A 26,548-nucleotide genomic window follows, 5' to 3' on the forward strand; every position below is an offset into this window, starting at 1 on the left:
CCTTCCATTGTCTCGGAGTCCTGCCATCCCATGACGCCCCTCCGGGAAGGCCCGTCCCGCGACCCCGAGGGCGGTTACCGCTCGCTGGTGGTGATGCTGCTCTCGCCGCTGTCCTTCGCGCTGGTCTTCGCCTGCTGGACGCTGTTCGCCGTGCTGGGCCTGGAGCTCAAGGCCACGCTGGGCTTCGGCGAGGTCGCCTTCGCGGCATTGCTGGCCGTGCCCATGCTGGTGGGTGGCCTGGCGAGCCTGCCCATGGCCGGCCTGGCGGTGCGGGTCGGTGGCCGCCGGGTGATGCTCGGTTGCCTGCTGCTGATCTGCCCCTTCCTGTGGTGGATCAGCCGGGCGAGCCACTATCCGGAGTTCCTGCTGGCCGGTGCCGGCCTCGGGCTGGGGGCCGGGTCGCTGGCCGCCGGCCTGGTCTATGTGGCGACCCAGGGGCCGCGGCACCATGCCGGCCTGGCCCTCGGCCTCTATGGTGCCGGCATGCTCGGCGCCGGGCTGAGCTACCTGTTGCTGCCGCTGATCAGCCAGGCCTACGGCTGGCGCCTGGCGCCGCAGCTCTACCTGCTGCCGGTGCTGCTGGTGGCGGGCCTGCTGTGGCTGTTTGCCGACGACCCGGTCGAGGATGACGCCCCACGTCGCGAGCGGGACGACGAGGAGGACCCGCCTCCCCGGCGTGGCGGCATGTGGCGCCCCCTGCTTCGCCTGGCCTGCTGGCGGCTGTGGCGGCTGGCGCTGGTCTACAGCTTCTTCTTCGGCGCCTTCGTGGCGCTGGCACTCTGGTTGCCGAGCTACCTGATGGCCCAGTACCAGCTCCCGCTGGGGAGAGCCGCATTCTGGGCCTTGCCCTTCCCCCTGGCGGTGGGCCTGGGACAGATCGTCGGCGGGGCGCTGGCCGACTGGCGGGACTTTCGCGCCCTGCGCTGGTGGGTCAGCGCCTTCGTGCTGGTCTGCCTGTTCCTGCTCTCCTACCCCCCCTTCACCATGCAGATCCAGGGGGTGCATGGCGAACTGGTCCTGCATTTCAGCGCCCCGCTCGCGTGGTTCATGGCCCTGCTGGTGCCCATGGGCGTGGGCATGGGGATCGGCAAGGGGAGCCTGATGCGGCTGATCCATCGCGACCATGGCGACGACATGGCGCTGGTGGGCGGCCTGGCCCTGACCCTGGGCGGGCTCTTCGCCGCGCTCCTGCCGATGATGTTCGTGCTCGGCAACGAGTGGGTCGGCATCCGCAGCGCCGGCTTCATGTTCCTCTACGGTTCGCTGGCGGTCTGCATGCTGGTGATGCTCGCCGATCATGCCCGGACGGTGCCCCGATCGGCTGCCTGAAGGAACTGCTGCCATCGGTTTATCCCCTCCTTGCATGGCCATCTATCCCCTTGGGGGTAGAGGCGATGTATATGGAGGTAACCGGGCAGTATTTCGCCGATCGATCACCCAGAATCCATTCCAAGGTTCCTGCAGGCCGGCACTTGCCCACGATGATGCCGACCGGCAGGCCAGGTGACCCAGGGCGGTCACACATTTTTCGAGGAGCCTGGAGATCGACCATGAGTCACTTCATTGATCGGCTGAACTTCTTCCGCAAGGCCCAGCGCGATGCCTTCGCCAACGACCACGGCGAGCTGCGTACGGAGTCCCGCGGCTGGGAGGACGGCTACCGGCAGCGCTGGCAGCACGACAAGGTCGTGCGTTCCACCCATGGGGTGAACTGCACCGGTTCGTGCAGCTGGAAGATCTACGTCAAGAACGGCCTGGTCACCTGGGAGACCCAGCAGACCGACTACCCGCGCACCCGGCCCGACCTGCCCAACCACGAGCCGCGCGGCTGCCCGCGGGGGGCCAGCTACTCCTGGTACATGTACAGCGCCAACCGCCTCAAGTACCCGATGATTCGCAAGCCGCTGCTCAAGCTGTGGCGCGAGGCCCTCGAGCTGAAGAAGGACCCGGTCGACGCCTGGGCCTACATCGTCGAGGACCCGGCCAGGACCAAGCAGTACAAGCGTGCCCGCGGCATGGGCGGCTTCGTGCGCGCCGACTGGGACGAGCTCAACGAGCTGATCGCCGCCTCCAATGTCTACACCGCCAAGCAGTACGGCCCGGATCGCATCATCGGCTTCTCGCCGATCCCCGCCATGTCCATGGTCAGCTACGCCGCCGGCAGCCGTTACCTGTCGCTGATCGGCGGCGTCTGCATGAGCTTCTACGACTGGTACTGCGACCTGCCGCCGGCCTCGCCCATGACCTGGGGCGAACAGACCGACGTGCCCGAGTCCGCCGACTGGTACAACTCCGGCTACATCATCGCCTGGGGCTCCAACGTCCCCCAGACCCGCACGCCGGACGCCCACTTCTTCACCGAGGTGCGCTACAAGGGGACCAAGACCGTCTCCATCACCCCGGACTACGCCGAGGTCTCCAAGCTCACCGACGAGTGGCTCTCCGCCAAGCAGGGCACCGATGCCGCCCTGGCCATGGCCATGGGGCACGTCATCCTCAAGGAGTTCCACCTCGACAGGCCCAGCGCCTACTTCACCGACTACGTGCGGCGCTACACCGACATGCCGTTCCTGGTCGAGCTCGAGGCCCGCGAGGACGGCAGCTACGCGCCGGGTCGCCAGCTGCGCGCCAGCGACTTCGAGGCCAGCCTGGGCCAGGACAACAACCCCGAGTGGAAGACCGTGGCCTGGGACGAGACCCGCGACCAGCTGGTCGTGCCGCGCGGCTCCATCGGTTTCCGCTGGGGCGAGGAAGTGGGCAACCAGGGCAAGTGGAACCTCGAGCCGCTGGATGCCGACGGTGCCGAGATCAAGCCGCTGCTGACCCTGGCCGACAGTCACGACGAGGTGGCCAAGGTCGCCTTCCCCTACTTCGGTGGCATCGCCCACGAGCACTTCGAGCACGTGGAGGGCGAGGGTGCCGGCGCGGCCGACGACCTGCTGTTCCACTGCCTGCCCGTCAAGCGCATGAAGAAGGCCGACGGCAGCGACGTGCTGGCCGTGACCGTCTTCGACCTGATGTGCGCCAACTACGGCATCGACCGCGGCTTCGGCAAGGATGGCGAGGACGACGGGGCCACCTCCTATGACCAGGTTCGCCCCTACACCCCGGCCTGGCAGGAGAAGATCACCGGCGTGCCCGCCGAGCAGGCCGCCCGCATCGCCCGTGAGTTCGCCGATAACGCCGACAAGACCCAGGGTCGCTCCATGGTCATCGTCGGTGCCGGCATGAACCACTGGTACCACATGGACATGAACTACCGCGGCCTGATCAACATGCTGGTCATGTGCGGCTGCATCGGCCAGAGCGGCGGCGGCTGGGCGCACTACGTGGGCCAGGAGAAGCTGCGTCCGCAGACCGGCTGGACCCCGCTCGCCTTCGGCCTCGACTGGCAGCGTCCGCCGCGGCACATGAACTCCACCTCCTTCTTCTACAACCACTCCTCCCAGTGGCGCTACGAGAAGCTGGAGATCAAGGAGATCCTCTCGCCGCTGGCCAAGGTCGAGGACTACTCCGGCAGCCTGATCGACTTCAACGTGCGTTCCGAGCGCATGGGCTGGTTGCCCTCGGCGCCGCAGCTGGGCACCAACCCGCTGCGCCTGGCCGAGGCCGCCAGGGCCGCCGGCCTGTCCACCAAGGACTATGCCGTCGAGCAGCTCAAGGAGGGCAAGCTGGCCTTCGCCGCGGAGGATCCGGACAACCCCCAGAACTTCCCGCGCAACATGTTCATCTGGCGTTCCAACCTGCTGGGCAGCTCCGGCAAGGGCCACGAGTACATGCTCAAGTACCTGCTGGGCACCCGCCACGGGATCCAGGGCAAGGACCTGGGCGACTTCGGCGGCCAGAAGCCCGAGGAGGTGAAGTGGCACGACGAGGCGCCCGAGGGCAAGCTCGACCTGCTGGTGACCCTGGACTTCCGCATGTCCACCACCTGCCTCTACTCGGACATCGTGCTGCCCACGGCGACTTGGTACGAGAAGGACGATCTCAACACCTCCGACATGCATCCCTTCATCCACCCGCTGACCGCGGCCACCGACCCGGCGTGGGAGTCGCGCAGCGACTGGGACATCTACAAGGGCATCGCCAAGGCCTTCTCCCGGGTGTGCGAGGGACACCTGGGCGAGGAGACCGACCTGGTCACCCTGCCGCACCAGCATGATTCCCCCGCTGAGCTGGCCCAGGTCGAGGTGAAGGACTGGAAGAAGGGCGAGTGCGAGCCGATCCCCGGCAAGACCATGCCGGCGCTGATCGAGGTCAAGCGCAACTACCCCGAGACCTATGAGCGCTTCACTTCCATCGGGCCGCTGCTGGAGAGCATCGGCAACGGTGGCAAGGGCATTGCCTGGAAGACCGAGACCGAGGTGGAGCTGCTCGGCAAGCTCAACCATCGCAAGCTGGACGGGCCGCACAAGGGGCGCCCGCAGATCGAGTCGGCCGTCGACGCCGCCGAGATGATCCTCACCCTGGCCCCGGAGACCAACGGCCAGGTGGCGGTGAAGGCCTGGGACGCGCTGTCGAAGATCACCGGGCGGGACCACACCCACCTGGCGGTCAACAAGGAGGAGGAGAAGATCCGCTTCCGCGACATCGTCGCCCAGCCGCGCAAGATCATCTCCAGCCCGACCTGGTCCGGCCTCGAGGACGAGCACGTCTCCTACAACGCCGGCTACACCAACGTCCACGAGCTGATCCCGTGGCGCACCGTGAGCGGTCGCCAGCAGTTCTACCAGGATCACCCCTGGATGCGCGCCTTCGGCGAGAGCCTGCTGGTCTACCGTCCGCCCATCGACACCAAGGCGGCCAAGGGCTTCCAGCTGCCGGCGGACAACGGCTACAAGAGCAAGGCGCTGAACTTCATCACGCCGCACCAGAAGTGGGGCATCCACTCCACCTACAGCGACAACCTGCTGATGCTGACGCTCAACCGCGGCGGCCCGGTGGTGTGGCTCTCCGAGGATGACGCGGCCGAGATCGGTATCGAGGACAACGACTGGATCGAGGTCTACAACGCCAACGGCTCCATCGCGGCCCGCGCCGTGGTCAGCCAGCGGGTCAAGGCCGGCATGGTGATGATGTACCACGCCCAGGAGCGCCAGGTGAACGTGCCGGGCTCCGAGATCACCGGCACCCGTGGCGGCATCCACAACTCGGTGACCCGGGCCTGTCCCAAGCCGACCCACATGATCGGTGGTTATGCCCAGCTCTCCTACAGCTTCAACTACTACGGGACGGTCGGCTCCAACCGCGACGAGTTCGTGCTCGTCCGCAAAATGAAGCACGTCGACTGGCTGGATGGTGAGGGCAATGACACCGTGCAGGAGGCAGTGAAATGAAGATTCGTTCCCAGGTAGGCATGGTCCTCAACCTCGACAAGTGCATCGGTTGCCACACCTGCTCGGTGACCTGCAAGAACGTCTGGACCAGCCGCGAGGGCGTGGAGTACGCCTGGTTCAACAACGTCGAGACCAAGCCCGGCATCGGCTTTCCCAAGGAGTGGGAGAACCAGCAGAAGTGGAAGGGCGGCTGGCTGCGCCGCCGCGACGGCAAGATCGAGCCGCGCATCGGCGGCAAGTGGCGGGTGCTGGCGAACATCTTCGCCAACCCCGACCTGCCCGAGATCGACGACTACTACGAGCCGTTCGACTTCGACTACCAGCACCTGCACACCGCCAAGCTCGGTGAGCATCAGCCGGTGGCCAGGCCGCGTTCGCTGATCTCGGGCGAGCGCATGAACAAGATCGAGTGGGGCCCGAACTGGGAGGAGATCCTCGGTACCGAGTTCGCCAAGCGCCGCCGCGACGCCAACTTCGAGAAGGTGCAGGCCGATATCTACGGCCAGTTCGAGAACACCTTCATGATGTACCTGCCGCGCCTGTGCGAGCACTGCCTCAACCCGACCTGCGTGGCGTCGTGCCCGAGCGGCGCGATCTACAAGCGGGAAGAGGACGGCATCGTGCTGATCGACCAGGATCAGTGCCGCGGCTGGCGGATGTGCATCTCCGGCTGCCCGTACAAGAAGATCTACTACAACTGGAAGACCGGCAAGTCCGAGAAGTGCATCTTCTGCTACCCGCGCATCGAGGCCGGTCAGCCGACCGTCTGTTCCGAGACCTGCGTGGGCCGCATCCGCTACCTCGGCGTGCTGCTCTATGATGCCGACCGCATCGAGGAAGTCGCCAGCTCGCCGGACGAGCGCGACCTCTACCATCGCCAGTGCGAAATCTTCCTCGACCCCCACGACCCGGAGGTGATCGCCCAGGCGAAGAAGGACGGCATCACCGACAACGTGATCGCCGCCGCCCAGGCCTCGCCGGTCTACAAGATGGCCATCGACTGGGGCCTGGCGCTGCCGCTGCATCCGGAATACCGCACCCTGCCCATGGTCTGGTACGTGCCGCCGCTGTCGCCGATCCAGTCCGCCGCCGAGGCCGGCAAGGTCGAGTACGACGGCGTGCTGCCCAGGATCGAGTCGCTGCGCATCCCGGTGAAGTACCTGGCCAACATGCTCACCGCCGGGGAAGAGGCCCCCGTGGTACTGGCGCTCAAGCGGCTGATGGCCATGCGCGTCTACATGCGCGGCAAGCACGTGGAAGGCAGGAACGAAGCCGAGGTGCTGGAGGAGGTCGGCCTCACCGAGGACCAGGTGGAGCAGATGTACCGCTACCTGGCCATCGCCAACTACGAGGATCGCTTCGTGATCCCCACCAGCCATCGCGAGATGGCCACCGAGGCCTTCCCGGAGCGCGGCGGCTGCGGCTTCAGCTTCGGCGACGGCTGCCATGGCGAGAGCAAGCCGAGCCTGTTCAACGGCCGTTCCCAGACCACCACCCTGGTCAAGCCGGTGGAGGTCTTCGACCCCCATGCCAAGGCCGAGGAGGCACGTCATGACTGATGCCACCCTTCAACCGCAGGAGATGCTCAGCCTGCGCGTGCTGGCGAGGCTGCTCGACTACCCCACCGCGGCGCTCCAGGCCGCGGCCGGCGAGCTCATCGAGATCATCGACCGGGAGCGCCGCCTGCCGGCGGCGCTGCGCACCGCCCTGATGGACTGGTGCCAGCGCACCGCCGACGGCGACCTGCTGGAGCTCCAGGCCGAGTACGTGGCGCTGTTCGACAAGGGGCGCGCCACCTCGCTGCTGCTGTTCGAGCACGTGCACGGCGAGTCCCGCGACCGTGGCCAGGCCATGGTCGACCTGATGGCCGAGTACCAGGCCGCCGGCTTCGAGCTGGATGCCCGCGAGCTTCCGGACTACCTGCCGCTTTTCCTGGAGTATCTCTCGACCCGACCGGAGGCCGATATCGCCCGCTGGCTGGGCGAGATCCGCCACATCCTGGCGCTGCTGACCGCGCGCCTGGAGGAGCGCCACGCCGATCACGCCCTGGTGCCCCTGGCGCTGCTGGCACTGATCGGCGCCGAGGCCGAGGTGGCGCAGCATCGCGAGCAGGTCGTCGGGGAGCCCCGCGACGATACCCCCGAGGCGCTGGACGAGGTGTGGGAAGAGGAGGCGGTGCGCTTTTCCGCGGCCTCCGACGAGGACTGCGCCCTCCAGTCTGCCGAAGGTCGCCGCCTGGCCGAGCGCAAGCACGGTGTTGCCACCCAGCCGGTACGCATCCTGTCACCCGGGGACCAGGCTCCCCGAGTGGCCGGTCGTTAACAGGAGAACAGTCATGTCTGACGCCATTGCCACCTACTTCAACCACCTGATCTACGGCTACTACCCGTACCTGGTGGGCACCGTCTTCCTGGTCGGCAGCCTGCTGCGCTACGACCACGGCCAGTTCACCTGGAAGACCGGCTCCAGCCAGATGCTGTCGTCGAGGAACATGCGCCTGGCCAGCAACCTCTTCCATATCGGGATCATCGTGATCTTCTTCGGTCACCTGTTCGGCATGCTGACGCCGCACTGGGTCTACGGTGCCTTCCTGCACGCCGGTACCAAGCAGCTGATCGCCATCGTGGTGGGCGGCATCGCCGGTGCCATGTGCGTGGTGGGTGGCGCCATGCTGTTCTATCGTCGCCTGACCAACCCCCGGGTCAGGGCGTCGTCGAGCGGCATGGATACCGCCATCCTCGGCCTGATCGTCTTCCAGGCGGCACTGGGGATGATCACCATCATCTTCTCGCTGGGCCACATGGACGGCGAGATGATGCTCACCCTGTCCAGCTGGGCGCAGTCCATCGTGTTCTTCAGCGGTGGTGCGGCCGAGTACATGGCCGAAGTGTCCTGGATCTACAAGCTGCACATCTTCATCGGCCTGACCATCATCCTGCTGTTCCCCTTCTCGCGACTGGTCCACGTGTGGAGCGTGCCCTTCGGCTACATCGCCAGGCGCTACCAGTTGGTGCGTCGCCGCGGCTGATTCGGAACAGGGAGCAATACCATGGAAAAGATTGCAGTCGAACAACTGCCGGGGGGCGCGAGCCCCCCACCCATCCGGGTCGGTGACGCCTCCATCGAGGAGGCCGAGATCGCCCTGGAAATGCAGTACCACCCGGCGGACAGCGCCGGTACCGCCCAGCTGAAGGCGGCCCGGGCGCTGGTGGTGCGCGAGCTGCTGCGCCAGCGTGCCGAGGCCCTGGGCCTGGCCGATGGCGATGGCGGAGGCCTCGACGAGGCCGATGCGGCCATCGCCATGCTGCTGGAGCAGGAGCTCGAGGTGCCCGAGCCTTCCGACGAGGACTGTCGCCGGTTCTTCGAGATGCATGCCGAGCGCTTCAGCGAGCCGACCCGCCTGAAGGTGCGCCATGTGCTGCTGGCCGCGCCCCCGGACGCCCCCGAGGCCCGCGATGCCGGCTACCGCCTGGGCGAGACGCTGATCGAGGAGCTCAAGGATGTGCCCGAGCGCTTCACCGAGTTTGCCCAGCGGCATTCCGCCTGCCCTTCGAAGGAGCAGGGCGGCGAGCTGGGCTGGCTGGTCCCGGGGCAGACCGTGGCCGAGCTCGATCGCGCGCTGCAGCACCTGCCGGTGGGCCTGCACGATCGTCCGCTGGCCTCGCGCTACGGCTGGCACCTGGTCGCCATCGACGAGCGCCACGAGGGGCGCCGGCTGCCCTTCGACCGGGTCGTCGACCGCGTGCGACACAGCCTGCGCGAACAGGCCACCCGCCGTGCCCTGCGCCACTACCTGCTGGCGCTGGAAGCCGAGATCGGGGTCGAGGGGATCGCCCTGGACGACGATGCCGGCAGCTCATTGATGCAGTGACGGAGGATTCCCGATGGCCCATGTTCATGCCGATGCCCCCTTCGTGCCACTGGGCATGGCGGTGCTGACCGTCTCCGATACCCGCGGCTTCGACGAGGACGGCAGCGGCGACCTGCTGAGTGGCCGCCTGACCGAGGCCGGCCATGCGCTGGTGGCGCGCCAGATCGTGCCCGACGACATCTACCGCATCCGTGCGGTGGTCTCCGAGTGGGTGGCGCGTGACGACGTCCAGGCGATCCTGGTCAACGGCGGCACCGGCTTCACCCCCCGGGACAGGACCCCCGAGGCGTTGACGCCGCTGTTCGACAAGGCCATCGATGGCTACGGCGAGCTGTTCCGGCAGCTCTCCTTCGCCACCATCGGCAGCTCGACGATCCAGTCCCGCGCCGTGGCCGGGGTGGCCAACCGCACCCTGATCTTCGCCATGCCGGGGTCGCCGAAGGCCTGCGCCACGGCCTGGGACGAGATACTCGCCGCCCAGCTCGATGCCCGCACGCGGCCCTGCAACTTCGTCGCCATGGTGCTGCCCGAGGCCGAGCGCTGCGGGTCCCGCCAGGGGGCGGGGCACGGCGCGGGAGTCGGGGCATGAATTGCGGTTGCGCGGATGTCGTCACCCCCGGCCTGCTCGACCTCCTCGATGCCCGGGCCCGGATGATCGCCGCCGCCAAGCCGGTGTCCGGCCAGCAGCGCCTGGCGCTGGGCGAGGCGGCCGGCCGGGTGCTGGCCGAGGATGCCGTGGCGCGCCTTGACCTGCCGGGCGTCGACAACAGCGCCATGGACGGCTACGCCCTGCGGCTGGCCGACCTCGAGCGCGTGGCGGCCGCCGGCGAGGGCCTGTCGGTGGCGCTGCGCGTGCCTGCCGGTGCCGGGGTGCTGCGGCTGCCGGAGGGGGACTGCGCACGGATCTTCACCGGCGCCCCGGTGCCGCTGGGGGCCGAGGCGGTGGTGCCCCAGGAGCGCACCCGTGTCGACCCCCGCGGGCATGTGCATGTCCTCGGCGAGGTCGCGGCCGGCGCCAATATCCGTCGTCGTGGCGAGGAGGCCGGCACCGGGGACCGGGTGCTGGCCGCCGGTACGCGACTGACCCCGGCGGCCATCGCCCTGCTGGCCAGCCACGGCATCGCCGAGGTCCTGGTGCGGCCTCGCCTCACGGTGGCGCTGATCTCCACCGGCGACGAGCTGATCGAGCCGGGCTCGCCCCGGGTCCCGGGGCAGGTCTACAACAGCAACGTCGCCATGCTGCGTGCCTTGCTGGTGCAGCAGCAGTGCCGGGTGCTCGACCTGGGCATCGTCGACGATACCGCTCCGGCCCTGCACGAGGCGTTCATCGTCGCCCGCGACAGCGCCGACCTGGTGATCTGCACCGGAGGGGTCTCGGTGGGCGAGGAGGACCATGTCCGCCCGGTGCTCGAGCGCCTGGGCGGCATCGATTTCCACGGCGTGGCCATGAAGCCCGGCAAGCCCTTCGCCTTCGGCTGGCTCGGCACCAGTGCCGAGCGCGGCACGCCGCTGATCGGCCTGCCGGGCAATCCGGTGGCTTCGCTGGTAGGCTGGCAGTATCTCGCCTTGCCCTTCGTGCACGGCCGCCAGGGCCGCACGCCGGCCCCGCTACAGCACTTCCCGGTCAAGGCCGGTTTCTCGCGGCGTGGGTCTCGCGGACGCCGTGAACTCCTCAGGGTGGTACTGGACTGGACCGGAGGCACCCCGGTCGCGAGCCTCGCGGGAGGGCAGGGGTCGCACATGCTGGGCGCCGCCAGCCAGGCCCATGGCTACCTGATGATCGATGCCGATACCCACGTGGAGGAAGGGAATGCCCATGGATTCTGTCCCGTCGCCCAGTTCCTCGACTGAGCTGCTGTTCCGCCCCCGCCAGCTGCGCGAGCTGGTGCGCGGCGTGCCCTGGCTCAGCACCCTCGACGACGACGAGGTCGACGCCCTGCTGGAAGTCTCCGAGGTGCGCAACCTGAAGAGTCGCGAGTGGCTGTTCCGCCAGGACGCCCCGGCGCACTGGCTCTACATCGTGATCACCGGCGTGGTCAGGCTGGTGCGCAACACCATCGACGGTCGCCAGGCGACCATCCGCTGCGTGGAGCGTGGCGGCCCGCTGGGGCAGCTGAGCATGGTCTCCAGCGAGGGGATCTACCTCTATTCCGCCGAGGCGCTGCGCCGCACCCATGTGCTGGCCCTTCCCGCGCCACGCTGTCGTGCCCTGATGGACAACCACCCGGCCTGCCGCGCCGAGTTCATGAGCCGCCTGGCCATGGAGATCACCGAGCGGCTGGAGGACATGGCCCTGCTGACCCAGGCCGATGCCATGGCGCGGCTGGTCAGCTACATCCTGCGCCAGCTGCCCGGCAGCCGTGCCAAGGGGCCGAGGGTCGTGCGGCTGACCATCCCCAAGCGCTGGCTGGCCGCCCAGCTGGCGATGACGCCGGAGACCCTGTCGCGGCTGCTGGGCAAGCTGCGCGACAGCGGTGCCATCAACATCGACCGTCAGCGGCTGGTGGTGCTCGACGAGCAGAAGCTGCGCGAGACCCTGATGACGGACGACTGAATCCGAACGAGGGAGACGAGATGTCCCGCAAGGCGAACAAGCCCCGTACCCTGGTCTACTCCTGCTCCGGCTGCTCCGACGTGGCCCAGCTGGCCAACGAGGTGGCCCTGCGCCTCGACCACGGCGGCGTGGCGGAGATGTCCTGCATCGCCGGGGTGGGCGGCGGCGTGCCCGGCCTGGTACGGGTGGCCCGCTCCGGGCGGCCGATCGTGGCCATCGACGGCTGCCGGCTGCACTGCGCCAGCCATTGCCTGGCAAGAGCCGGCGTCGAACCCACCGAGCACGTGAAGCTCTACGAACGCGGCTTCCGCAAGCGTCGCGGCCAGCTGTACGGCGAGGAGGAGGTCGAGGAGGTCGCCTCCGAGGTGGGCGAGCTGATCGCCCGCCTGCCGATGCACCCGGTGCATGACGCCGCCGCGGCGGAGCGGCGGGCATGAGCGCCCTGGTCGACGGGTTCGGCCGCACCATCCGCTACCTGCGCCTCTCGGTCACCGACCGCTGCGACTTCCGCTGCGTCTACTGCATGGCCGAGCAGATGACCTTCCTGCCTCGTGCCCGGGTGCTCACCCTGGAGGAGATGGCCAGCCTGTGCCGCGCCTTCGTCGAGCTGGGTGTGGAGAAGATCCGCCTCACCGGCGGGGAGCCCCTGGTGCGTCGGGGCCTGGCGAGCCTGGTGGAGGAGGTCGGTGCCCTGGAGGGCCTGCGCGACTTCGCCATGACCACCAACGGTGCCGGCCTGGGCAAGCAGGCCGCGGCCCTGCGGGCGGGCGGCCTGACACGCCTCAACATCAGCCTGGATACCCTGGACCCCGCCCGCTTCCGCGCCCTGACCCGTACCGGCGACCTGGCGCGGGTGCTCGACGGCATCCGCGCGGCCCGCGATGCCGGCTTCTCGCGCATCAAGCTCAACGCCGTGATCCTCAAGGGGCGCAACGACGACGAGATCCTCGACCTGGTCGAGTTCGCCAGGCATGAGCAGGTGGATATCAGCTTCATCGAGGAGATGCCGCTGGGCCAGGCCATCGGCCACGACCGCGCCGAGACCTTCTGTTCCAGCGACGAGGTGCGCGCGACCATCGAGTCCCGCCACCCCCTGGTGCCCACCACCGAGAGCACCCTGGGGCCCTCGCGGTACTTTCGCATGGCCGATAGTGACTCGCGAGTCGGCTTTATCTCGCCCCATAGCCACAACTTCTGCGATGCCTGCAACCGGGTGCGCGTCACCGCCGAGGGTCGCCTGCTGCTGTGCCTGGGCAACGAGCACTCGCTGGACCTGCGCGGCCTGATGCGTCGCCACCCCGGCGACCTGGAGCGCCTCAAGGCGGCGATCGTCGACGCCATGGCCAGCAAGCCCGAACGCCACCACTTCTCGACCGACGGCGAGGTGCAAGTCGTTCGCTTCATGAACATGACGGGCGGATGACGGGGTGATCAGCGCCGGGTGGTGCGTGTCGCCAGCCAGGGGAGCAGGGTGGCGATGACGATGAAGCGGAAGAGGTGGTGGAACACCACGAAGGCCGGGTCGACATCCAGGGTGGCGGCCAGCAGCACGATCTCGGTAAGGCCGCCCGGGGCAAAGGCGAGGAACAGGGCGATGGTGTCGTGGGGGGTGACCAGTGCCATGGCCAGCGTCATGGCGCCGGCCAGCAGCATGGTGATGAGCATGGCAACGATCCCGTGTCCCAGCATGCCCAGCGTGTCCCTCACCCGCATCCCCACGAAGTAGGCCCCCAGCGAGGCGCCGAGGAAGAACTGCACGGCCAGCAGGGAATCGTCCGGCGGGCTCATGGCCGGCCACTGCAGGACCTGTATCAGGCCCACGCCGAGGATGGGGCCCAGCAGCAGCGGCTGGGGCAACCGCCCCAGCCGGGCGAGCCACCAGCCCGCGGCGGTGGCGACCAGCGTCAGGGTGGCGGGCGCGACCCCCGGCAGGGCCCAGCCCGACCTCGCCGTCGCGGTCGTCGCGCCATCGACCGGGCCGAAGTGAATCACCAGCAGCGGGACCAGGTAGATGACGGTGATGATCCGGCTGATCTGCCCCAGCAGCACCTGCTGGGCATCGGCGCCGCAGCGGGTGCAGACCAGCAGCACCACCGACTGCGCCCCCGGCACCGCGGCGAACAGCGCCGTGGTGCGGTCCAGCCCCGCCCGGCGCTCGAAGTAGCGGGTATTGACCAGGGTGGTGAGCGCCACCAGGACCAGCATGCCGGCCACGGTCAGCGGCCACTGCACCATCCGGTTCAGCAGGGTGGCGTCGATGGTGCTCCCCACCTGGATCCCCAGCAGGACCATCGCCGCCTGGCGCAGCCAGGGCGGGGGCCGGTGCGGCCAGCCCAGCAGGGCGGCCAGGAGCGTCGCGGTGAGACTGCCCAGCAGCCAGGGCAGGGGCAGGCCCAGGACAGTGAAGCCCAGCACACCGGCCGCGGCGATCAACAGCGTCAGGGCGGGCACGGTCTAGCGATCGAAGCGAGTGTCATCGTCGGCCTCGGCGTCCGGCTCGTGGGACATGGCATCGAGCCGTTCGGAGAAACGCATCCGGTAGGAGAGCACCAGGACCACGACCGCCATCGCCATCAGGGTCAGGCTCAGCGGGCTGTTGAACAGTCCGCCCAGCCAGTCCCCGCCGCTGATCAGCACGGCCCGTCGCATGCTCTCCTCGAGCATGGGGGCGATCAGGAAGGTGATGATCAGCGGGGCCTCGGGCACGCCGAACTTGCGCATGGCGAAGCCGAAGAAGCCGAAGAACAGCATGACCAGCACGTCGTAGGGGTTGCCCTGGGTGGCGTAGCTGCCGATCACGGCCAGCACCATGATGGTGGGGACCAGCACCGGCTTGGGCAGCGAGCCCAGCTTGGCATAGAAGAAGGCGAAGCCGCGGCCGATGGCCAGGTTGAAGAAGTTGGCCAGGATCAGGATGGTGAAGAGGGCATAGACCACGTCGGCATGCAGCTCGAACATGCGCGGGCTGGGAGTGACGCCCTGCAGCATCAGGGCGCCCCCGATCAGGGCGGCCGTGGCGCTGCCGGGGATGCCGAAGGCCAGCAGCGGCACCAGCGTCGGGCCGGCGGTGGCGTTGTTGCCGGCCTCGGCGGCCGCCACGCCCCCCATCACGCCGGTGCCGATTCGCTTGTGGGGCAGTACCTTCTTGGCGATGCCATAGGAGAGGAAGGAGGCGACGGTCGCTCCCAGGCCCGGGAGCATGCCGATGAAGCTGCCCACCCCGAGGCCGATACCCATCTCGCGCCAGTTGCTGAGGTATTCGCGGAAGGTCAGCCCCTCCTGCTTGCCACTGAAGAGGTCATGCATCCGGCGCTCGACCCTGGTGCCGAGACGCGACTCATGCAGCAGCTCCACGCCCTGCTCGAGCATGCGGCTCATGGCGAAGAGGCCGATGATCAGGGGCACCAGGCTGATGCCGTCGCGCAGCCAGGCCAGGTCGAAGGTATTGCGCGAGGCGCCGCCCATGGGGTCGGTGCCGATGGTGCCGATGTAGAGGCCGATGGCGGCCGACATCAGCCCCTTGGCGATGTGCTTGCCCGAGAGCGCCCCCAGCAGGGCGATGGCCACCACCATCAGCCAGGCGCGTTCCGCGGGACCGAACTGCAGGGCGGCCAGGGCCATCATCGGGGCAATCAGGATCACCAGCAGGTCGGAGAGGGTGTCGGCGGTCACCGACGAGTAGAGCGAGGTCAGCAGCGCCTTGCGCCCCTTGCCCTGCTGGGTCATGCGATAGCCGTCGAAGACGGTGGCCGCCGAATCCGGCGCGCCCGGGGTGGCGAAGCTGATCGCCGAGATCGAACCCCCGAACAGTGCCCCCTTGTAGAGCCCGATGACCAGGCCCAGGGCGCCGGTGATGTCCAGGGTGAAGGTCAGCGGGAGCATCAGGGCCACCCCGGTGGAGGTGGTGAGCCCCGGGATGGCACCCAGGCCGACGCCGACGAAGACGCCGATGGTCAACCACATCAGGGTATTCCAGTTGAGTACCAGGGCGAGCGCTTCGACAAAGGCGTCGGGTTGAAACATCGTGCGGCTCCATGAGGGAGGCAGCGAGCCTCGGGCGGGACAAGAGCGTCAGACGAGGAAGGGGAGGAAGTCACCCGGCAGCCGAATCCCCAGGAGCGCGAAGACCGCCAGGATGATCAACGCGATGGCCGGTGACAGCGCCACGGCGAGATACCAGGGGCGCAGCCCCAGCCACAGCATCATCACGGCGAGAAACAGCGTCATGGGCAGCAGCAGGCCCAGGGGCTCCATCAGCCGGTACATGATCAGGGCGGCGAGGCAGAACGCCACGGCCCAGGCGAGGTCTCGCCAGCCGACCGTCTGCATCTCCTCGGCCACGGCGTGACGCCACTTGTCCACGGTCAACGCCAGCGAGGTGACCAGCATGGCGGCGAGGCCCAGGCCCGGGAAGAAGCCCAGGTTGAAACCGTCGCGCTGTAGGGCACGTAGATGGCCTGCAGGCCCGCCTCATCGAAGATATTGGCCACCCCGGCGAGCAGGGAGTTGGTACCGGCGATGACCACCTCGCGTTCGCTCGCTTCCGCCTTCAGGCCTTCCCAGTCCGCCAGGGGGCTGTCGTTGGGGGCCACGATCAGGGAACGGAAGGCCGAGATGTAGCCGGCCACCTTGAGGTCATAGGGATCGACCAGGGGGTTCTCCTCCATCAGCGCCGTGAGGACCGGGGTGGGGCTGGAGAGCATCACGGTGTAGCCATCGGCCGGCTGGTCCAGCAGGTACTCCCAGGCCAGGGTGGCACCGGCGCCGGGACGATTCTGCAGGTTCCAGCCGACGCCGAAGTGATCGCGGGCGCCGGTCGACAGGGTGCGGGCCCAGGCGTCGCTGCCGCCGCCGGCGCCGAAGGGGATGATGAAGTCGATATCGCGTTCGGGCCAGTCGCCGTGGCCATCGGCCTTGGCCGTTCCCGACAGGGCCAGGGCGGCACAGGCGATTGCCATCAGGCCGGTGCGCAGGAGTGTTCCGAGTGAGGATGGGCTGGCGTACATGGTCACCTCCCTTGTTGTTCTGTCCGACTTTTATCTGTCCAGGCCGCTCGCCGCCGGCGTCGCTGCCGGGGAGGGGCGTCCGGGTCGCCTGAATCAGGCTAGTCGTGCCCATGACCCTTGGCCAACCCGGCCCGGGTCGACGCGGTTCAACGCCGGATGCCGATGGTGCGCCCGGCGAGCGCCGGCCAGTCGTCCCGGTTGGCGTGGGGCAGCGCGGCGATGGCCTCGGCCACCGGGGCCGGGAAGGCGCCGGGACGGCCGCTCTCGCGGGTCATGCCCATCAGCATCTGCTCGCTGGTGGCCAGCAGGTTGCCCTCCTCGTCGTACAGCTCGAAGAAGGCGTGGAGCCGCTTGGCGTCGCGATCCAGCAGGGTCACCGCCACCCGCAGCGGCTGGCCTTCGTGGGCTTCGCGGCGGTAGCAGAGGTGGGTCTCCAGGGTATAGATCGTATAGCCATGGCGCTCGCGGCCGACGGCGTCCAGGCCGATACGCTCCATCAGCGCCTCCACCGCCAGGGAGAAGACCCTGGCGTATTCGGCATCGTTCATATGGCCGTTGTAGTCGACCCACGCCGGGGCCACCCGTGTCTCCAGGATCTGCATCAGGGTCGCCCCTCCAGGTATTCCGTTTCGGGCCAGTATTTCCGCTTCGGGCCGCGCAGTTCAACCGGCGAGGCGTCGCGGCGCTGGTCGGGTGGTGCAGGAGGTGACGCCATACGCCGCGAATTTGTCGTGGATCACCCCGATGACCGAATAGCCGACCATCAACAGTCGACACAGCGCTGAATCTTTCCACGTGGAGCCACTAGCATTCTTGTCTATGGTGTGGGAGAAACAGTCACAAGGGCCGCGCGCCCATCAAACGCTTGAATGAGAGAGGAACAACAAGATGCTCAGGAAGACCCTTCTGGCCAGCGCCGTGGCCGCGGCCATGGTGGCCTCCGCCGCCCATGCCGAGACCCTGCGCTGGACTCGCTCCGCCGACAGCCTGACCATGGATCCCCACTCCCAGAACGAGGGGCCGACCCATTCGGTCAACCATCAGATCTTCGACACCCTGGTCTACCAGGACATGGACGTCGAGTACCAGCCGGGCCTGGCCACCGAGTGGCACGTGAAGGAAGACGAGCCCACCGTGTGGGTGTTCAAGATCCGCGAGGGCGTCACCTTCCACGAGGGCCAGTCGCTGACCGCCGAGGACGTGGCCTTCTCCATCGACCGGGCTCGTCACGAGCACTCCGACATGCGCGGTCTGCTCACCTCCATATCCGAGGTGCGTGCCGTGGACGACTACACCGTCGAGGTGGAAACCCACGAGCCCAACCCGCTGCTGCCGAACAACTTCACCAACCTGTTCATCATGAGCCGTGAATGGGCCGAGGAGAACGGCGTCGAGGAGCCGCAGAACTATGCGGCCGGCGAAGAGACCCATGCGGTGCGTAACGCCAACGGCACCGGCCCGTTCCGCGTCGAGAGCCGCGAGCCGGACGTACGCACCGTCTTCGTGCGCAACGACGACTACTGGGGCATCGACCACTACCCGATGGAGATCTCGCGGCTGGTGTTCACGCCCATCGAGTCGGCTTCCACCCGTGTGGCGGCGCTGCTCTCCGGCGAGGTCGATTTCCTGCAGGAGACGCCGGTCCAGGACATCGAGCGTCTGGCCAGTGCCGACGGCATCAAGAACGAGCAGGGCGCGGAAAACCGCACCATCTTCCTCGGCATGGACATGGGCTCGGCCGAGCTGCGTACCGCCGATACCGACGACAACCCCTTCGCCGACCGCCGCGTTCGCGAGGCGATCAACCTGGCGGTGGACGTCACCACCATCCAGCGGGCCGTCATGCGTGGCAACTCCCAGCCGGCCGGCATGATCGCGCCGCCCTTCGTCAACGGCTACAGCGAGGAGATGGATGTCGTTCTCGAGGCCGATACCGCTCGCGCCCAGGAGCTGATGGAAGAGGCCGGCTACGGCGACGGTTTCCGCGTCACCCTGCAGTGCCCCAACGATCGCTACGTCAACGACGAGCAGATCTGCCAGGCGGTGGTCAGCATGCTGGCGCGCATCGGCATCACCGTGGACCTGGTGGCCCAGACCCGCTCGCTGCACTTCGCCGAGCTGGCCCGGGGTGAGTACGACTTCTACATGCTGGGCTGGGGCGTGCCCACCATGGACTCCGAGTACGTCTTCAACTACCTCTACCACACCAAGGAGGAGGACCGCGGCACCTGGAACTTCACCGGTTACTCCGACGAGCGGGTGGACGAGCTGACCGTGGCCATGGGCCAGGAGACCAACGAGGAGGCGCGCAACGAGATGATCGCGGAAGCCTGGGGGATCGTTCACGACGAGATCCTCTACATCCCGATCCATCACCAGATGCTGACCTGGTCGATGCGTGACGACATCGACTTCAAGGTCCAGAGCGAGAACACGCCGCACTTCAAGTACCTGAAATTCAATCAGTAAGTCTCTACGGAAACGACCCCCGGCCGCCACAAGCGGCCGGGGGCATCGTCGTATTTGGTGATCCCATGCTAGCGTTTCTGATCCAGCGCGTGCTGCAGGCCATCTTCGTGATGTTCGTGGTCGCGCTCATCTCGTTCTCGCTGTTCCACTACGTCGGCGACCCGGTGCTCAACATGCTGGGGCAGGAGGCCACCGAGGCCGACCGTGCCGCGCTGCGTGCCCAGCTGGGGCTCGACCAGCCGGTGGTGGTGCAGTTCTGGAGTTTCATCGTCAATGCCGCCCAGTTCGAGTTCGGCATCTCCTATCGTTCGGCCCGCCCGGTCACCGACCTGATCCTGGAGCGGCTGCCCGCGACCCTGGAGCTGGCCACCATCTCGGCGATCTTCGCCGTGGTCATGGGCATCGTGCTGGGCATCTACACCGCGCTGCGCCGGCGCAGCTGGCTGGCCAACTTCATCATGACCGCCTCGCTGATCGGCGTGTCGTTGCCCACCTTCCTGATCGGCGTGCTGCTGATCTACCTCTTCGCCGTGGAGCTGGGCGTGCTGCCGGCCTTCGGACGCGGCGAGGTGGTACATCTCGGCTGGTGGAACACCGGGTTGCTGACGGCGAGCGGCCTGCGCTCGCTGATCCTGCCGGCCATCACCCTGGGGCTGTTCCAGCTCACCCTGATCATGCGCCTGGTGCGCGCCGAGATGCTCGAGGTGCTGAGCACCGACTACATCAAGTTCGCCCGCGCACGGGGACTGTCGAAGCGCGTGGTCAACCTGCGCCATGCACTCAAGAACACCATGATCCCGGTCATCACCATCATCGGCCTGCAGCTGGGCACCATCATCGCCTTCGCCATCATCACCGAGACGGTGTTCCAGTGGCCGGGCGTGGGGGCGCTGTTCATCACCGCGGTGCGCTTCGTCGACGTGCCGGTCATGGCCGCCTACCTGATGATGATCGCCCTGGTGTTCGTGGTCATCAACCTGGTGGTGGACCTGCTCTACTATGCCGTGGATCCGCGGCTGCGCGCGCAGGGAGGTGGCAAATGAGCCGTGACCTGGAGACCCAGTCCGAGGTTGACGCAGAGACGCTGCCCCGGCCGAGTCGTCTGCGCAGCTTTCTCGACAGCGATATCGTCTACTCCTGGAAGCGCCAGCCGGTGGTGATACTCGCCACCCTGGTGACCCTGACCATGTTCGCCGCGGCGCTGTTCGCCCCGTGGATCGCGCCGCAGAACCCCTTCGACCCGCGTCAGCTCGACCTGATCGATGCCTTCACGCCGCCGATGACCACCTCGGAGTTCACCGGCAACTTCTACCTGCTGGGCAGCGACAGCCAGGGCCGTGACGTCTTCTCGGCGATCCTCTACGGCTCGCGGATCTCGCTGCTGGTGGGGTTCGCCGCGGTGCTCTTCGCGCTGGTGCTGGGCACCGCCCTGGGCCTGATGGCGGGCTTTCGCGGTGGCTGGCGCGACGCCCTGATCATGCGTATCGCCGACGTCCAGCTGACCTTCCCGTCGATCCTGATGGCGCTGCTGATCTTCGGCGTGATTCGCGGCTTCCTGCCGCGCTCGATGCACGCCGAGGTGGCGATCATCGTGCTGATCGTGGCCATCGGCCTCTCCGACTGGGTGCAGTACGCCCGGGCGGTGCGCGGCGCCACCATGGTCGAGAAGGGCAAGGAGTACGTCCAGGCGGCCCGGGTCATCGGCCTGCCGGCGCGAAAGATCCTGTTCCAGCACATCCTGCCCAACGTGATGCGTCCGGTGCTGGTGATCGGCACCATCGGCCTGGCGCTGGCGATCATCGCCGAGGCCACGCTGTCGTTCCTGGGGGTCGGCATGCCGGCCACCCAGCCGAGCCTGGGGACCCTGATCCGGGTCGGCCAGGACTACATGTTCTCGGGAGAGTGGTGGATCCTGCTCTTCCCCGGGGCGGCGCTGCTGATGCTGGCGCTTTCCGTCAACCTGCTGGGAGACTGGTTGCGTGATGTCCTCAACCCCAAGCTCCGATAACAGAAGCCCGGGCGGGCAACAAGCCGCCGCGGCCGTCGGCCACAAGCCGGATGCCGCGGGACAGGAGCCGGTGCTCAGCGTTCGCCACCTGCGGGTGGAGTTCCCCACTCGCCACGCCACCCTGGTGGCGCTGGATGACGTCTCCTTCGACATCGCGCCGGGGGAGGTCCTCGGTGTGGTGGGCGAGTCCGGCGCCGGCAAGTCGATGACCGGCAATGCGGTGATCCAGCTGATCGAGCCGCCCGGGCGCATCGCCGCCGGCGAGATCCACCTGGCCGGCCGGCGTATCGACAACCTGGCCGAGGACGACTTCGTGCCGCTGCGTGGGCGGCACATCGGCATGATCTTCCAGGACCCGCTCACCAGCCTCAACCCGCTGTTCTCGGTCGGGGACCAGCTGATCGAGACGATACGCACGCACCTGCCGTTGAACGAGAAACAGGCCCGCGAGCGGGCGCTGGAGCTGCTGCGGGAGGTGGGCATTCCTGCCCCCGAAGCGCGGCTGAACAGCTACCCCCACCAGTTCTCCGGCGGCATGCGCCAGCGGGTGGTGATCGCCCTGGCGCTGGCCGCCGAGCCGGAGCTGATCGTTGCCGACGAGCCCACCACGGCGCTGGATGTCTCGGTGCAGGCGCAGATACTGGCCCTGCTCAAGCGGCTCTGTGCCGAACACGGCACCGCCGTGATGCTGGTCACCCACGACATGGGGGTGATCGCCGAGACCGCCGACCGGGTGGCGGTGATGTACGCCGGACGGCTGATCGAGATCGGGCCGGTGGACGAGGTGATTCGCCACCCCCAGCACCCCTACACCGAGGGGTTGATGGCCTCTATCCCCGGAATCGAGAAGAGCCTCGATCGGCTCTACCAGATCGAGGGGGCCATGCCGCGGCTGGCGGCGATTCCCTCGGGCTGTGCCTTCAACCCGCGCTGTCCCCATGCCCAGCAGCGCTGCCGCAGTGAGCGCCCCGAGCTGATGCCGGCCGGGGGCAGCCAGGCCGCCTGCTGGCTGCATGACCCGGCGAACCCGTTGCCCAGGCTCGACCAGAAGGAGAATGCCCATGTGCGCTGAGATGGCTGCCCGGCGACAGGAAACGGCAGGCAACGACGTGCTGCTGGAGGTGCGGGACCTGGCACGCTACTTCGATGTCTCCAAGCCGTGGCTCAACCGGGTGCTCGAGCGCAGCGAGAAGCTGACGCTCAAGGCGGTGGACGGGGTGAGCTTCGCCATCCGCCGCGGCGAGACCGTCGCCCTGGTGGGCGAGTCCGGCTGTGGCAAGTCCACGGTGGCACGCCTGGTGGTGGGGCTATACGGGCTCACCCGCGGCACGCTGGTGTTCGACGGCGAGGACATCAGTGACCTGGCCGGGCGCACCGGCCGGCAGTCGGCGAGCCTGCGCAAGCGTTTCCAGATGATCTTCCAGGACCCCTACGCCAGCCTCAACCCGCTGTGGCGGGTGGGCACCATCATCGGCGAGCCGCTGCGCTTCTTCCGTCCCGAGATGAGCAGTGCGGACCGCCGCCGCCGCGTGGGTGAACTGCTCGAGCAGGTGGGGATGTCATCGCCGGATGCCAACCGCTACCCCCATGAATTCTCCGGCGGCCAGCGCCAGCGCATCTCCATCGCCCGGGCGCTGGCCAACGAGCCGGAGTTCATGATCTGCGACGAGCCCACCTCGGCGCTGGATGTCTCGGTGCAGGCCCAGATCCTCAACCTGATGCGCGACCTGCAGGACGAGTATGGCCTCACCTACCTCTTCATCAGCCACGACATGGCAGTGGTCAAGCACATGGCCGACCGCATCGCGGTGATGTACCTGGGGCGCATCGCCGAGATCGCCCCGGCCGATCAGCTCTTCGCCTCGCCGCACCACCCCTACTCCAGGATGCTGCTGGCCGCGGTGCCCTCGCTGGAAGGGGCCGGCAAGGAGCGGACCATGATCGAGGGCGAGGTGCCCAACCCCGTGCACCCGCCCAGCGGCTGCGCCTTCCACCCGCGCTGTCCGCACGCCAATGAGCGCTGCAGGCGCGAGGTGCCTCTGCTGATCGCCCGTGACGACGGCAGCGAGGTGGCCTGTCACGGGGTCGAGGAGGGGCGCATCGAGTGACCGGACGCCGTCATGCTCCTTGACGCACTGTCGCCGTTGCCGAGCGCCGTCAACCTGGGGCTGGTGGCGCTCTCCGCCCTGACCTCGGGGATCTCGGCCGCCGCGGGCATCGGTGGCGGTACCCTGCTGATCATGACCATGGCCCAGGTGATGCCCGCGGCGGCGCTGATCCCGGTGCACGGCATGGTACAGCTGGGCTCCAATGCCAGCCGGGCGGCGCTCACCTGGCGCCACCTCGACCGTGGCATCCTGGCCGCCTTCCTGCCCGGGGTGGTGCTGGGCGCACTGGCAGCCGCCTGGCTGCTGGTGCGGTTGCCGGCGGGTGTGCTCGAGCTGTGCATCGCGGGCTTCGTGCTCTATGCCTGCTGGGGCCCGGGCTGGCCCAGGCGAGCCGTGGGGCGTGCCGGCACCCTGGTGGCGGGAGCCGTCACCACCTTCCTCTCCAGCCTGGTGGGGGCCAGCGGCCCCCTGGTGGCGGCCTTCATCAAGCAGGGCCTTACCCAGCGCCTGCCGCGGGTGGCCACGTTTTCGGCCTGCATGACCAGCCAGCATCTCACCAAGGCCTTCGTCTTCGGCGTGGCCGGCTTCGTGTTTCGCGACTGGGTGGGGCTGATGCTGGCCATGGTGGCTGCCGGCTTCCTGGGGACCTGGCTCGGCCTGCGGTTGCTGCACCGGCTCAGCGATCACCGCTTCGATGCCATCTTCAAGTGGGTGCTGAGCCTGCTCGCCCTGCGGCTGATCTGGCTGGGAGTGCAGCGGCTGACGGGGTGATGCCGAGCGTGTTCCCTCCGACCCGGGCGTTGCCGGGGGTTCCCGATGCGGCATGCTGGGCGCAAGATGACTCCCCGGGTACCGTGCTTCCGCCAGCGGACGCAGGCGGCAGCGCGGATCGTGCCTGCAGAAGGAGGGTCCTGCCATGCGCCGCTTCGCGTCTTTCCTGCTGGCCATCTCCCTGATGCTGCTGGCCGGCTGTGCCAGCGTGCATGATCCGAGGGATGGCGCCACCGAGCTGGTTCCCGGCCGACCCCACCAGGTGATGATGGCGGGGCAGCGCTATTTCACCTTCACCCTGGAGGCGCCCGCCCGGGTGGTGCTGGAGAGCCTGACCTTTCCCGCGGATGTGGGGTTCGTGTCTCCCGCGGGGCAACTGCTCGACAGCGAGGGGCAGTTGGTGGCACGCGACTGGACCAGCGGCGCCGACAGCAACTTCCGGATCGAGAAACGCCTGGCGGCCGGCACCTGGTACCTGCTGGTCACCAATCCCCATGCGTGTCGCTCGGCGTTCAGCTGCCTCGAACGCGACTACCGCTACGAGGTGCTGCTGACGCTCGAGGATGATTCCTGAGGGCGTTCGAGGGCGGCAATGGCCGAGAGTCTCCCGGCCCGCTGGCCCTGTCGCCACCGGAGGTTCCGCGCCCCGTTGCATGGTGACCGATCCGGGGTTCGACTGGTACGCTCCGCAGGTGCCGCTGGCTTGCCGGAAGGGTGGCCTGGAAGGCGCTGCCGGGTCGTTTCCCGGTCCGGCAACGACGCATGGCGCAATGAAACCGGCAAAAACAGTCCCTGTTCCGGGGTTAGCGTCCTGTACAGTGCGGAAATCCTGTTCATAATGCTCTATGAGAAGCCGCCTTTCGGGCTCGCAGGGGAATTCAGAGGGAACGCATATGGTGACCGCAACCATAACCACAATACGGCGCCATGGCATGGTGGCATTCGTGCTGCTGGTGTGCCTGGCCCTGTCCATCGCCACGACGGCCCAGGCCAATCCGCGCTATGCGGCGATCGTGGTCGACGTCGAGAGCGGCGAGGTACTGCACGCCGCCAATGCCGACGAAACCCGCTATCCGGCGTCACTCACCAAGATGATGACGCTCTACCTGCTGTTCGAGGCGCTCGAGAACGGCTCCATGAGCCTGCACCAGGAGCTGCCGGTGTCGGCCCAGGCGGCGGCCATGCCGGCCTCGAAGCTGTGGCTCAAGGCCGGCTCCAGCATCGCGGTGAAGGATGCCATCCTCGCCCTGGTGGTACGTTCGGCCAACGATGTGGCCGTGGTGGTCGCCGAGGCGCTGGGGGGCAGCGAACGTCAGTTCGGCCAGATGATGACCGCCAAGGCCCGCGAGCTCGGCATGCCGGTCACCCAGTTCCGCAACGCCTCGGGCCTGCCGGACAGCGCCCAGACCACGACCGCGCGGGACATGGCGGCCCTGTCGATCCGCCTGATGCAGGACTTTCCGCAGTACTACCACTACTTCTCCACCCAGAGCTTCACCTATCGCGGCACCACCCACACCAGCCACAACCGGCTCGTGCGCAACTATGCCGGTGCCGATGGCCTCAAGACCGGCTTCATTCGCGCCTCCGGCTTCAATGTCGCCACCTCGGCGGTACGCGATGGACGCCGGATTCTCTCGGTGGTGATGGGGGGCTTCACCGCCCAGTCCCGTGATGCCCACATGGCCGACCTGCTTGACCGCGGCTTCGTGCGCGCGTCGCTGCTGGGGCGTGGCGACTGGATCGCGCAGTCTGACTTCTCCGGCGACTTCATGGCCAACAGCGGTGGCATGCAGGCACCGGAGACCCCCGCAACACCCAGCGGGCAGACATCATCAACCCTGCTGGCCAGCCTGGAGACCTCCACCATCGATAGCCAGGCGGCCAGCTCGGCGCCCCCGGCCGTGCGCTCGGGTACCGAGCAGGGCTCCGCGGAAGACCCCATTCGCGAGCTGATCGCCCGCTCCGAGCAGCCGACCTCCACCGGCCCCGAGCGGGTGGTGCACCGCCTCGAGCCGATGGGGCCGAGCGGAGGCTGGGGCGTGCAGGTAGGGGCCTTCAGCAATGCCGACAACGCCCGCAGCCTGGCCAGCCGCGCCGCCAGCCGCCTGACCAGCGAACTGACCGGGGCGCGTATCGACGTGGACGAGACCGCCGGGCCGCAGAAGATCTTCCGCGCCCGCCTGGTCAACCTCGACGAGAACCAGGCCTACCGCGCCTGCCGCAGCCTGGTACAGGAAGGCATGGACTGCATGGTGATCAACGCCGGGTACTAGGGGCTGCATCTCGATCCGCTCTGGGATACCCCGCAGCCGCATGCCCTCGTCCCTGGCGGCTTGCGTCTTGGGCTCCAAGGGCTCCAGGGCTCCAGGGCTCCAGGGCTCCAGGGCTCAGGCGTGGGCGGGCAGGGCCAGCAGCTCAAGGG

The 26,548-nt window shown here is 68.0% G+C and carries 24 protein-coding genes; 19 read left to right on the plus strand and 5 right to left on the minus strand.

Annotated features, from left to right (window positions below):
- The first annotated feature begins 30 nt into the window (after window positions 1-30).
- The 11 genes from ACOMD9_RS01945 to moaA all read left to right on the plus strand — a co-directional run bounded on the left by ACOMD9_RS01945 (window position 31) and on the right by moaA (window position 13,184).
- On the plus strand, window positions 31-1,329 hold the full coding sequence (locus tag ACOMD9_RS01945; RefSeq protein ID WP_421411864.1) for an MFS transporter: 1,299 nt from the start codon (window positions 31-33) through the stop codon (window positions 1,327-1,329).
- Window positions 1,330-1,550: 221 nt separating this feature from the next.
- Window positions 1,551-5,336 carry a nitrate reductase subunit alpha gene (locus ACOMD9_RS01950; RefSeq protein ID WP_421411865.1) on the plus strand — a complete coding sequence of 1,262 codons (3,786 nt, stop codon included), beginning with the start codon at window positions 1,551-1,553 and terminating at the stop codon, window positions 5,334-5,336.
- Window positions 5,333-6,895 (plus strand): nitrate reductase subunit beta, encoded by a 1,563-nt coding sequence (gene narH / locus ACOMD9_RS01955; protein WP_421411866.1) that lies wholly within the window; start codon window positions 5,333-5,335, stop codon window positions 6,893-6,895. Before ACOMD9_RS01950 ends, narH begins: the two co-directional genes overlap by 4 nt.
- Window positions 6,888-7,658 (plus strand): nitrate reductase molybdenum cofactor assembly chaperone, encoded by a 771-nt coding sequence (gene narJ / locus ACOMD9_RS01960; RefSeq protein ID WP_421411867.1) that lies wholly within the window; start codon window positions 6,888-6,890, stop codon window positions 7,656-7,658. The genes narH and narJ overlap by 8 nt, the downstream gene beginning before the upstream one ends.
- Before the next feature lie 13 nt (window positions 7,659-7,671).
- Entirely contained in the window at window positions 7,672-8,364 is a 693-nt protein-coding gene (gene narI, locus ACOMD9_RS01965) for a respiratory nitrate reductase subunit gamma (RefSeq protein ID WP_421411868.1), read from the plus strand.
- 21 nt (window positions 8,365-8,385) lie between these two features.
- Window positions 8,386-9,207 carry a peptidylprolyl isomerase gene (locus tag ACOMD9_RS01970; RefSeq protein ID WP_421411869.1) on the plus strand — a complete coding sequence of 274 codons (822 nt, stop codon included), beginning with the start codon at window positions 8,386-8,388 and terminating at the stop codon, window positions 9,205-9,207.
- 13 nt (window positions 9,208-9,220) lie between these two features.
- Complete coding sequence (moaB, locus tag ACOMD9_RS01975) at window positions 9,221-9,796, plus strand: molybdenum cofactor biosynthesis protein B (RefSeq protein WP_421411870.1); 576 nt, start codon at window positions 9,221-9,223, stop codon at window positions 9,794-9,796.
- Window positions 9,793-11,058: a molybdopterin molybdotransferase MoeA gene (locus ACOMD9_RS01980; protein WP_421411871.1), complete on the plus strand. Its 1,266-nt coding sequence runs from the start codon at window positions 9,793-9,795 to the stop codon at window positions 11,056-11,058. Before moaB ends, ACOMD9_RS01980 begins: the two co-directional genes overlap by 4 nt.
- Complete coding sequence (locus ACOMD9_RS01985) at window positions 11,024-11,761, plus strand: Crp/Fnr family transcriptional regulator (RefSeq protein WP_421411872.1); 738 nt, start codon at window positions 11,024-11,026, stop codon at window positions 11,759-11,761. Before ACOMD9_RS01980 ends, ACOMD9_RS01985 begins: the two co-directional genes overlap by 35 nt.
- Window positions 11,762-11,781: 20 nt before the next feature.
- Window positions 11,782-12,198, plus strand: coding sequence for a putative zinc-binding protein (locus ACOMD9_RS01990; RefSeq protein ID WP_421411873.1), 417 nt, complete (start codon window positions 11,782-11,784; stop codon window positions 12,196-12,198).
- Window positions 12,195-13,184, plus strand: coding sequence for a GTP 3',8-cyclase MoaA (gene moaA / locus ACOMD9_RS01995; RefSeq protein ID WP_421411874.1), 990 nt, complete (start codon window positions 12,195-12,197; stop codon window positions 13,182-13,184). Before ACOMD9_RS01990 ends, moaA begins: the two co-directional genes overlap by 4 nt.
- A gap of 8 nt (window positions 13,185-13,192) precedes the next feature.
- Here moaA and ACOMD9_RS02000 read toward each other — a convergent pair whose 3' ends face one another.
- The 5 genes from ACOMD9_RS02000 to ACOMD9_RS02020 all read right to left on the minus strand — a co-directional run bounded on the left by ACOMD9_RS02000 (window position 13,193) and on the right by ACOMD9_RS02020 (window position 17,369).
- Window positions 13,193-14,212, minus strand: a complete 1,020-nt coding sequence (locus ACOMD9_RS02000) for an AbrB family transcriptional regulator (protein WP_421411875.1) — start codon at window positions 14,210-14,212, stop codon at window positions 13,193-13,195.
- Between the two features lie 3 nt (window positions 14,213-14,215).
- Entirely contained in the window at window positions 14,216-15,784 is a 1,569-nt protein-coding gene (locus ACOMD9_RS02005; protein ID WP_421411876.1) for a tripartite tricarboxylate transporter permease, read from the minus strand.
- 48 nt (window positions 15,785-15,832) lie between these two features.
- Window positions 15,833-16,150: a tripartite tricarboxylate transporter TctB family protein gene (locus tag ACOMD9_RS02010; protein ID WP_421411877.1), complete on the minus strand. Its 318-nt coding sequence runs from the start codon at window positions 16,148-16,150 to the stop codon at window positions 15,833-15,835.
- On the minus strand, window positions 16,126-16,767 hold the full coding sequence (locus tag ACOMD9_RS02015) for a Bug family tripartite tricarboxylate transporter substrate binding protein (RefSeq protein WP_421411878.1): 642 nt from the start codon (window positions 16,765-16,767) through the stop codon (window positions 16,126-16,128). The genes ACOMD9_RS02010 and ACOMD9_RS02015 overlap by 25 nt, the downstream gene beginning before the upstream one ends.
- 146 nt (window positions 16,768-16,913) lie before the next feature.
- Complete coding sequence (locus ACOMD9_RS02020) at window positions 16,914-17,369, minus strand: thioesterase family protein (protein ID WP_421411879.1); 456 nt, start codon at window positions 17,367-17,369, stop codon at window positions 16,914-16,916.
- 286 nt (window positions 17,370-17,655) lie between these two features.
- Between ACOMD9_RS02020 and ACOMD9_RS02025 the strand changes: the two genes are divergently transcribed.
- From ACOMD9_RS02025 to ACOMD9_RS02060, 8 genes are all read left to right on the plus strand, one after another.
- A complete protein-coding gene (locus ACOMD9_RS02025; RefSeq protein WP_421411880.1) occupies window positions 17,656-19,236 on the plus strand; it encodes an ABC transporter substrate-binding protein in 1,581 nt (526 codons plus the stop codon).
- A 65-nt stretch (window positions 19,237-19,301) separates the two neighbouring features.
- Window positions 19,302-20,279, plus strand: a complete 978-nt coding sequence (locus tag ACOMD9_RS02030) for an ABC transporter permease (RefSeq protein WP_421411881.1) — start codon at window positions 19,302-19,304, stop codon at window positions 20,277-20,279.
- Entirely contained in the window at window positions 20,276-21,244 is a 969-nt protein-coding gene (locus ACOMD9_RS02035; protein ID WP_421411882.1) for an ABC transporter permease, read from the plus strand. The genes ACOMD9_RS02030 and ACOMD9_RS02035 overlap by 4 nt, the downstream gene beginning before the upstream one ends.
- The gene (locus ACOMD9_RS02040) at window positions 21,219-22,316 is read left to right on the plus strand and encodes an ABC transporter ATP-binding protein (RefSeq protein WP_421411883.1); all 1,098 of its coding nucleotides are present in this window, start codon (window positions 21,219-21,221) and stop codon (window positions 22,314-22,316) included. The genes ACOMD9_RS02035 and ACOMD9_RS02040 overlap by 26 nt, the downstream gene beginning before the upstream one ends.
- Window positions 22,306-23,352 carry an ABC transporter ATP-binding protein gene (locus ACOMD9_RS02045; RefSeq protein WP_421411884.1) on the plus strand — a complete coding sequence of 349 codons (1,047 nt, stop codon included), beginning with the start codon at window positions 22,306-22,308 and terminating at the stop codon, window positions 23,350-23,352. The genes ACOMD9_RS02040 and ACOMD9_RS02045 overlap by 11 nt, the downstream gene beginning before the upstream one ends.
- Window positions 23,353-23,364: 12 nt before the next feature.
- The gene (locus ACOMD9_RS02050; RefSeq protein ID WP_421411885.1) at window positions 23,365-24,123 is read left to right on the plus strand and encodes a sulfite exporter TauE/SafE family protein; all 759 of its coding nucleotides are present in this window, start codon (window positions 23,365-23,367) and stop codon (window positions 24,121-24,123) included.
- A gap of 145 nt (window positions 24,124-24,268) precedes the next feature.
- On the plus strand, window positions 24,269-24,697 hold the full coding sequence (locus ACOMD9_RS02055; RefSeq protein ID WP_421411886.1) for a PPC domain-containing protein: 429 nt from the start codon (window positions 24,269-24,271) through the stop codon (window positions 24,695-24,697).
- A 358-nt stretch (window positions 24,698-25,055) separates the two neighbouring features.
- Window positions 25,056-26,399: a serine hydrolase gene (locus tag ACOMD9_RS02060; RefSeq protein ID WP_421411887.1), complete on the plus strand. Its 1,344-nt coding sequence runs from the start codon at window positions 25,056-25,058 to the stop codon at window positions 26,397-26,399.
- Window positions 26,400-26,548 lie beyond the last annotated feature (149 nt).

It is taken from the genome of Halomonas terrestris (assembly GCF_049166755.1).
Classification (GTDB): Bacteria; Pseudomonadota; Gammaproteobacteria; order Pseudomonadales; family Halomonadaceae; genus Halomonas.

What these genes read in the sequence shown, in the direction of transcription:
- ACOMD9_RS01945 (WP_421411864.1), top strand. Translation starts at nt 31, where the DNA reads ATGACGCCCCTCCGGGAAGGCCCGTCCCGCGACCCCGAGGGCGGTTAC.
- ACOMD9_RS01950 (WP_421411865.1), top strand. Translation starts at nt 1,551, where the DNA reads ATGAGTCACTTCATTGATCGGCTGAACTTCTTCCGCAAGGCCCAGCGC.
- narH (WP_421411866.1), top strand. Translation starts at nt 5,333, where the DNA reads ATGAAGATTCGTTCCCAGGTAGGCATGGTCCTCAACCTCGACAAGTGC.
- narJ (WP_421411867.1), top strand. Translation starts at nt 6,888, where the DNA reads ATGACTGATGCCACCCTTCAACCGCAGGAGATGCTCAGCCTGCGCGTG.
- narI (WP_421411868.1), top strand. Translation starts at nt 7,672, where the DNA reads ATGTCTGACGCCATTGCCACCTACTTCAACCACCTGATCTACGGCTAC.
- ACOMD9_RS01970 (WP_421411869.1), top strand. Translation starts at nt 8,386, where the DNA reads ATGGAAAAGATTGCAGTCGAACAACTGCCGGGGGGCGCGAGCCCCCCA.
- moaB (WP_421411870.1), top strand. Translation starts at nt 9,221, where the DNA reads ATGGCCCATGTTCATGCCGATGCCCCCTTCGTGCCACTGGGCATGGCG.
- ACOMD9_RS01980 (WP_421411871.1), top strand. Translation starts at nt 9,793, where the DNA reads ATGAATTGCGGTTGCGCGGATGTCGTCACCCCCGGCCTGCTCGACCTC.
- ACOMD9_RS01985 (WP_421411872.1), top strand. Translation starts at nt 11,024, where the DNA reads ATGGATTCTGTCCCGTCGCCCAGTTCCTCGACTGAGCTGCTGTTCCGC.
- ACOMD9_RS01990 (WP_421411873.1), top strand. Translation starts at nt 11,782, where the DNA reads ATGTCCCGCAAGGCGAACAAGCCCCGTACCCTGGTCTACTCCTGCTCC.
- moaA (WP_421411874.1), top strand. Translation starts at nt 12,195, where the DNA reads ATGAGCGCCCTGGTCGACGGGTTCGGCCGCACCATCCGCTACCTGCGC.
- ACOMD9_RS02005 (WP_421411876.1), bottom strand. Translation starts at nt 15,784, where the DNA reads ATGTTTCAACCCGACGCCTTTGTCGAAGCGCTCGCCCTGGTACTCAAC.
- ACOMD9_RS02010 (WP_421411877.1), bottom strand. Translation starts at nt 16,150, where the DNA reads ATGCTGGTCACCTCGCTGGCGTTGACCGTGGACAAGTGGCGTCACGCC.
- ACOMD9_RS02015 (WP_421411878.1), bottom strand. Translation starts at nt 16,767, where the DNA reads ATGTACGCCAGCCCATCCTCACTCGGAACACTCCTGCGCACCGGCCTG.
- ACOMD9_RS02020 (WP_421411879.1), bottom strand. Translation starts at nt 17,369, where the DNA reads ATGCAGATCCTGGAGACACGGGTGGCCCCGGCGTGGGTCGACTACAAC.
- ACOMD9_RS02025 (WP_421411880.1), top strand. Translation starts at nt 17,656, where the DNA reads ATGCTCAGGAAGACCCTTCTGGCCAGCGCCGTGGCCGCGGCCATGGTG.
- ACOMD9_RS02030 (WP_421411881.1), top strand. Translation starts at nt 19,302, where the DNA reads ATGCTAGCGTTTCTGATCCAGCGCGTGCTGCAGGCCATCTTCGTGATG.
- ACOMD9_RS02035 (WP_421411882.1), top strand. Translation starts at nt 20,276, where the DNA reads ATGAGCCGTGACCTGGAGACCCAGTCCGAGGTTGACGCAGAGACGCTG.
- ACOMD9_RS02040 (WP_421411883.1), top strand. Translation starts at nt 21,219, where the DNA reads ATGTCCTCAACCCCAAGCTCCGATAACAGAAGCCCGGGCGGGCAACAA.
- ACOMD9_RS02045 (WP_421411884.1), top strand. Translation starts at nt 22,306, where the DNA reads ATGTGCGCTGAGATGGCTGCCCGGCGACAGGAAACGGCAGGCAACGAC.
- ACOMD9_RS02050 (WP_421411885.1), top strand. Translation starts at nt 23,365, where the DNA reads ATGCTCCTTGACGCACTGTCGCCGTTGCCGAGCGCCGTCAACCTGGGG.
- ACOMD9_RS02055 (WP_421411886.1), top strand. Translation starts at nt 24,269, where the DNA reads ATGCGCCGCTTCGCGTCTTTCCTGCTGGCCATCTCCCTGATGCTGCTG.
- ACOMD9_RS02060 (WP_421411887.1), top strand. Translation starts at nt 25,056, where the DNA reads ATGGTGGCATTCGTGCTGCTGGTGTGCCTGGCCCTGTCCATCGCCACG.